The following is a 6,528-nucleotide window of genomic DNA, read 5'->3' as shown; positions in this document are numbered from 1 at the left end:
TGGCGAGCCAGCGCTCCAGGTTGCCCAGCACCCGGTTCGCCCAGCCGACCAGGAACTCGCGGTGCTTGCCGCAGCTGCCATCGGCCGACCAATCGAGCACCACCAGGCTGAGCAGCGGCATCTCGACCGAGTTCATCGCGGCGAAGCACCAGCGCATCACCTGCGCCTCGCCGGCGCGGTCGGCAGGGATCAGGCGGCCGGACTTCTTGGCGAGGTAGAGGACGATGGCGGCGGATTCGGACAGCCGCAGGCCGTCGTCATCGATCGACGGGATCTGCTCGAAGGGGCTGAGCCGGCGATAGGCCTCGGTGTTCAGGTCGTGCGCGGGGTGGTCCATGCCGGCGATCTCGAACGGGAGCTGCATCTCTTCGAGCGCCCACAGCACGCGCAGGTCGCGGGTGTGGCCGCGGGCGAGGGCGTTGACTTTGGAGAAGCCGTAAAGCTTGAGCATGGGGGCCGTCCTTCGCTGAGGGTGCCGCGGAGGGTAGCGGCATGACATGTGGGATGCGCGAACCCCTTTTGCGACTGCCGGAATGGGCAGCGGCAAGGCCGAGTTCAAAGCGGAATCGAAGCCGCAGATGGCGGCGCTGCTGAAGCAGCAGGCGGCGGCGGGTGTTCATCGCCGGGCACACCGACAACCAAGGCGGCGCGGATGCGAACGTGGTGCTGTCTCAGCAGCGGGCGCTGGCGGTGGTGAGCGCACTGGTGAAGGATTTCGGGATCGATGCGAAGCGGCTGGAGGCCAAGGGCGTGGCGAGCTTTGCGTCGGTGGCGAGCAATGGGAGTGAGGAGGGAAGGGGGAGGAATTGGCGAGTGGAGATGGTGGTGCAGTAGCGCCGAAGTGAGCAAAGCTGCGCTACCGATCCTCAATTGCCATGACGGTGCCAGCGGGCCCTTCTTCGTCGGTAGCTAGACTCCGATTTATCACCATATAAGCGTACGCACCTTGAATATCGCTGGCGACTCCAATCACCTGCCATACTGGCATTAAGACAATACAGACCCCATACTAGCGAGAGAACATTTTCTTCAATCGCGAGACGAGGAGAGCCTCCGACTTTGTTTCACACTCCCAAATAACTTCGACCCGCCAACCAAGTTCTTCGAGACGGATTTTTGCCGTCAAGTCCAATTTTTCATTACGCGCAAACTTCTCCAACCAAAATTCTGTCCGAGTCTTCGGAATGCTGGCTTTTGGACACCCTTGATGAGAGTGCCAAAAACATCCATGAACAAATAGTGCAATCTTCCACTTTGGAAACACCATGTCCGGTACACCAGGCAGATCGCGCCGATGCAATCGAAAGCGAAGGCCAATGGCATGAGCGGCGCGCCTAACGCGAATCTCCGGCGATGTATTCTTGCTTCGGACACGCGACATCAGCCACGATCGACGCTCCGAAGTCAATCTATCCATGCCTAATTCGATCCCACCGCCGATTTCATCCTAAATTTCTCGGCGATCACTGAGAATATTGCTTTTGAAATTATCGGAGACACACTGTTGCCGATCATCCTGAAAGAATGCCAAACCGTCGGGTGGAATCGATGCGAATCCGGAAATCCCTGCAGTCGAGCACCCTCACGAACAGTAATAACACGATTTTCGTCGGGATGTAGTGGCCGGACAGATTGAAAAGACCCTCTATCCGCTCCAGTTCCTGCTCGTAGAGTTGGGCATTGACTATCCCAGTGCAGACGAGGATGACGACCGATCACATCGAACTCCCCCTGTGCAACCTTCGAAAATCTTGTTTGTACTTTAGAGGTGTGGCGGGTAGGTCGGTGGCTCGTGAATCGCCCACCCTTTGACCTCAGCATCGAAGAATATGAGGAATGCCTGCCTGGCTTGGTTATTTTCCAAGTATCAAATCCATCTTCACAATCGCCGATAAATCCTGCGCCAACGAGGTCACCTATCGCAGCCCTGACTGTCACGGCCGGTCGTCGCATGCGGTCTATGTCGCCCAGGGAAATCTTAGCCCCCTCTTTTTTTAGAGTGCCGATGACAAACAATCGCTTTCGATTAGTTGCCGCACCGAAATCAGCCGCATTCAATATTATCGGACCAAGGAGATCATAGGCATCAGATACCAATGCGAGCGCAGAATCCAACAACTCCCTCGCATCGGAATATGCTAAGCCACGAACGTTCTCCATCACAAAGAACTTCGGTCGTATTTCAGAAATCACTCTGAAGTAATCAACCACAAGTTGACGACGGGGATCTTTCGAATTCCGCAAACCGATATCACTAAAGCCTTGACAAGGAGGCCCGCCTATTATTCCGTCAATTTTCTCACCGGCCTCTTCCAGTACATTTTCTCGCGTCAGCTTGGAGACGTCGGCTAGGAGCAACTTCGATTGAGGGAAATTAAACGAGTAGGCAGAAGTCAGGATGGGATCTATATCGAATGCAGCGGCAACATCGAAACCCGCCTGCCTGGCTCCAAGCGAGAATCCACCACACCCAGAGAACAAATCAACCAGAATCATTTATTTAATACCCAACAAGCCAATGTGAATCAGGATACAATCTGCGCAAAAGAGGGATATTCTCTATAATATCTCTGAAAAGCAATAAGCTGCTCCTCTTCCAGATCAAAACCCAGCGCCTCGATATCAGCGCGAGTCAATTTTGTTCGGCAAGGAAGTTTTGATTGAAGGGCAACTGCCTCTCGAATGGTGAGATGGGGTGCCTGGATTTGGCCCGCGGGTCTGCCTGGCCAGCCAGCACCATTGACCTCGTCACGAGCCGTCCTCGCTGCGCCCTTGGCCGGAAGCACGCCACCAACGGTAACCATTGGTGCGTTATCTCGATAGATTGCCCGAAACGAGGGCACGAAGCCTCCGGGGCGAGAGATATCGGCTGCGACAGAGGTCATAAAATCAAGACAAAGATTGGCGAGAGTATCTTGCATCGCATCATCCTTGCAAGCGAGCTTTGAAAGATCATCTGGTACGGCGGCGCCCAATATATCACGCAACCTTGCCGGCCTATCTGGAGGATTGCCATACTTTTTCTCCAGCCCACTAAACGTAACGGCGAGTATGCTATTGGCCGGAGCATTCTCTATGACAGATCGCAAGTCCCCACACACGGACTCGTTTAGCTCGTAGTCGTAGTCGAGCCATATAAACCAGGGTCGACCGCGAATTTGAGGATCCTCATACAATTTCGGCAAGACATCGAACGAGAATCCATGCTTTACTCGAACGGTGGCATACGGCGCGTTGAAAACTGCACGCTTGTAGCCTATCTCGTTCGATTCTATGGACACCATATCTTCAATTTGGAGCAACCTATGCGCAAGAAGGAAATCCGCGAACCAGATTGACCCAAACCCGACGTATACCAAACGCTCGAGATCGAGAACGACTTGGAGCCTGCGGACACCTTCAAATACCAACTGTCTTTGAATACTCTTGCTGGGGCGCAGACTGTAGTTAATGGAATCGAAGGATGGCATCACTCCTCTCCCACCAAGTCTTTGAATGAATACTCGAACGACTTGATGCCGACCTCCCTATAGCTCATGTTGATACTGCCGAACTCTTTGGCAAGCTTCTTAAGCCGAGCTACTGGAACCGTATAGGCAACATTTGCGGGTGATGGCGTTGCAGGCGCAATGCTTGTCAATCTTGGAAGAGATACTGTCGCTCGCTTTGCCACCTCGTAGATTCGTATGGGCGCGGCAGCCGCTTCTCTTGCTTTCGCCTCCTCCAACGATTGCTTGCGCTGGTTCGTATATGCAATCCATTTCTTTGTAACCTCTCGCATTTGAGGACGGGCGTGCCTGAATATCTCCGACGATATATCAACACTTCTCTTTGTAGTCGTTAAAGGAAGTGCCGCTGCGTTCTCGGCAGTGAATAATATTATTCCCATAAATCCAGAGTATTGGCGATGCCATTGCGGCCAATCGTCACTACCCCACCCTGATATTGTTGTTTTGTCAGCCGCAAGTACTATGCGGCCATTGCAGACAACATACCAACCAAATCGCTTATCGCCTTCATCCTCGTTGTCCGGTTCAGAAGTATCTGGTGGCGGCGCAGCCATCCCGGCCAAAATCTCGACACTTACAGAATTTCCGTCAATCTCATCGGTGTACTCCATCCTCATGGGCACGAATTCGTCGCTGCGGCGCAACTCGATAGGCCAGTTGGTGATTAGCGTACCATTGAGGGATATTTCCAGTCCGCGGTTCAGATGAAGTGTATAGTCGCGAGCTATCGTTCGACGGAGCTCCTGTATAAAAGCTGGGCTACCGAACGACTGCTTCGCGCCCGCGGTAAGGGATTCAATAGATATTTTTACACCGGGACTACTCAGTGGCTCATCGTTATTAATATCAAAGTCCCACGGAGGCGTACTCTTTGCAACCCACTCATTCACGTTGATCGGAACGAGAAACGACTCCCTAACCCCCGCATCGGTGTCGTATGTACTACGGATGGTTATGTCTGAACCGAGCTTAAACACCGCCCTCTTCATGCCGATTCCGTAGACACCGATACTGTAATTGTCGTGCCCGTCTTCGATATGCCGCCCGAAGCTGAATGCATGATTAATAGCATCGTCAAGCGTCATGCCGCCGCAATTATCTTCGATATCGAATCTGTCCGCGCCAGCGACTATTGATATGGAGTATTTTGAAAGGTCCGCACCTTCGGCCAGCCCCATTGGGCGACTTCCTTCGCTGCGCCAGGCTCCGTCGACGCTATTGTCAATGAGATCCAAAATGCAATCTTCAAGAGTTATATCTCTAGTGATCATTCGAACGAAAAACTCTTTCGTTGGATTCGCCGCAGCCTTTCCCTTGCTTTCAGAAATCATTTCTCCCCCTTACCTAGATTGATATTTGCGAGGCGAACACCTCACCCCGTCGGATACTAGCAGCGGCTGGTTCGGCTTGGCTACGGGGTCATCTCGATGTTCCATAAACTGTAGGAGGAGAGTGCTGAGTTGTGCTTCGACTGACCGCGGCCGCCCCGCGCATGAGGATGCGAACGCGGCGTTGCGGGCTGCACTGCGCATCGGCTCGGCCGGCCTGGCTTCTTCGCACCGGCGCATGAAGATGTCACGCCCATTCACGTAGCCACACTCATTGCATGTCACAGCTCGCGCAATTGAGGCAAACAGCAACGCAGCTACCGGTGAAAGGCATATTGGCTGCTTGGTGTTCACGTTCAATGTGGAGGTGTCGACAAACATCGATCATTCGTAGTTGAGATCCGCACTGTGTGACGTGAAGCGACAGATGCCATAGGTCCTTGCATCCACGTCACCGCCGTGCGCCGGTTCGCGCCCACTCTCCCACCCGTTCCGCCTCCTCCGACAGCAGCCGCAACGCCGTGACGCTCAAGCGCCTCAGCGAATCGTGTCGGCACCGATCGATCAGCGGTGTGTGATCGTCCATGCGCAGCCAATCATCGAACTCGGCAATCTCCAGCAGCGCTCGAACCCCATCGGCAACATCGATCGTCTGCCCAATCAATTGATTGAGGTGACGCGCCTCGATGGGCCGATCGTCCGTCGACTCATCGGTCCACCGAAATTCCTCGAACTGCGAGGGAAAGGACGAGGGAGACTCCTCGTCGTCAGCGGCATCGATGCTCATGCGTATTGGCTCCAGAAGTTGAATGCGCGCGCGTGATGAAAAAGCCGCCAGTGGGCGGCCTCACGCGGGTATCTTCCGAGACGCCAATCTCGACCCAGGCTCTCGCCGGGGCGCGGCCAATGTAGCACGCGCCCTGCCGCAGAATCGGCCCGATGCGCCGCCTGCCACGTCTCCTGCTGATCGCCCTGGCGGCCGCGCCGCTGCTCGCTCTCTTGCTCATCTTTGCAGCCTGGTGGCTCACCCTCCCCACCACCCCCGACCCCTTCTACAACGCCACCTACCGCGTCCCCTTCCGCCCCGGCACGCTGCTGCGCCAGGAGCCCTTCACCCGCGGCGTGCCCGAAGGCGCCGTCGCGTGGCGCATCCTCCACGCCACCACGCGCGACGACGGCTCGCCCGCCCTCGCCAGCGCCATCGTGATGGTCGCGCGCAATGCACCCGCCGGCCCGCGCCCGGTCGTCGCGTGGGCGCACGGCAGCACCGGCATCGTGCGCGGCTGCGCGCCCTCGCTGCTGGGCGATCCGTTCGCCCACGCGCCCGCGCTGCAGCCGCTGCTGGCCCAGGGCTGGGTCTGGGTCGCCACCGACTACGTGGGCCTGGGCGCCGCCGGCATCCACCCCTACCTCGTCGGCACCGGCCAGGCCCGCTCCGCGCTCGATGCGGTGCGGGCCGCGCGGCAGATGGCGGGCGTGGCGCTCGCCGACCGCACCGTCGCCTGGGGCCATTCGCAAGGCGGCAACGCTGCGCTGTGGGCCGGCATGCTCGCGCCCACCTACGCGCCCGATGTGCCGCTGGCCGGCATCGCCGCCCTCGCCCCGGCGAGCGACCTGCCGGCGCTGATGAGCGCCGTGCAGCACACGCCGCTCGGCCGCATCACCTCGTCGTACGTGCTGCAGGCCTACAG

The 6,528-nt window shown here is 56.8% G+C and carries 8 protein-coding genes; 2 read left to right on the top strand and 6 right to left on the bottom strand.

The window, feature by feature from the left end; all coding sequences use genetic code 11:
- The coding region (locus AC1D01_RS16200; protein WP_477867964.1) for a glutathione S-transferase family protein at positions 1-451 on the bottom strand (451 nt) is incomplete at its 3' end.
- Positions 452-612: 161 nt separating this feature from the next.
- Between AC1D01_RS16200 and AC1D01_RS16195 the strand changes: the two genes are divergently transcribed.
- A complete protein-coding gene (locus AC1D01_RS16195) occupies positions 613-834 on the top strand; it encodes an OmpA family protein (protein WP_477867962.1) in 222 nt (73 codons plus the stop codon).
- Positions 835-1,009: 175 nt separating this feature from the next.
- Here AC1D01_RS16195 and AC1D01_RS16190 read toward each other — a convergent pair whose 3' ends face one another.
- The 5 genes from AC1D01_RS16190 to AC1D01_RS16170 form a co-directional block, all read right to left on the bottom strand.
- The gene (locus AC1D01_RS16190; protein WP_477867960.1) at positions 1,010-1,417 is read right to left on the bottom strand and encodes a very short patch repair endonuclease; all 408 of its coding nucleotides are present in this window, start codon (positions 1,415-1,417) and stop codon (positions 1,010-1,012) included.
- 2 nt (positions 1,418-1,419) lie between these two features.
- Positions 1,420-2,496, bottom strand: a complete 1,077-nt coding sequence (locus tag AC1D01_RS16185) for a DNA cytosine methyltransferase (RefSeq protein WP_477867958.1) — start codon at positions 2,494-2,496, stop codon at positions 1,420-1,422.
- Between the two features lie 29 nt (positions 2,497-2,525).
- A complete protein-coding gene (locus AC1D01_RS16180; protein ID WP_477867956.1) occupies positions 2,526-3,470 on the bottom strand; it encodes an O-methyltransferase in 945 nt (314 codons plus the stop codon).
- Positions 3,470-4,780 (bottom strand): ATP-binding protein, encoded by a 1,311-nt coding sequence (locus tag AC1D01_RS16175; RefSeq protein WP_477867966.1) that lies wholly within the window; start codon positions 4,778-4,780, stop codon positions 3,470-3,472. Before AC1D01_RS16175 ends, AC1D01_RS16180 begins: the two co-directional genes overlap by 1 nt.
- A gap of 508 nt (positions 4,781-5,288) precedes the next feature.
- A complete protein-coding gene (locus AC1D01_RS16170; RefSeq protein WP_477867954.1) occupies positions 5,289-5,624 on the bottom strand; it encodes a hypothetical protein in 336 nt (111 codons plus the stop codon).
- Between the two features lie 152 nt (positions 5,625-5,776).
- On the opposite strand from AC1D01_RS16170, the gene AC1D01_RS16165 reads away from it, so the two are divergent.
- On the top strand, positions 5,777-6,528 hold a 752-nt coding region (locus AC1D01_RS16165; RefSeq protein WP_477867952.1), incomplete at its 3' end, for a lipase family protein.

Source organism: Rhizobacter sp. P3_B12, from assembly GCF_056402895.1.
The sequence above is the reverse complement of the archived record's forward strand: the minus strand, read 5'-3'. Positions and strand labels throughout refer to the sequence as shown.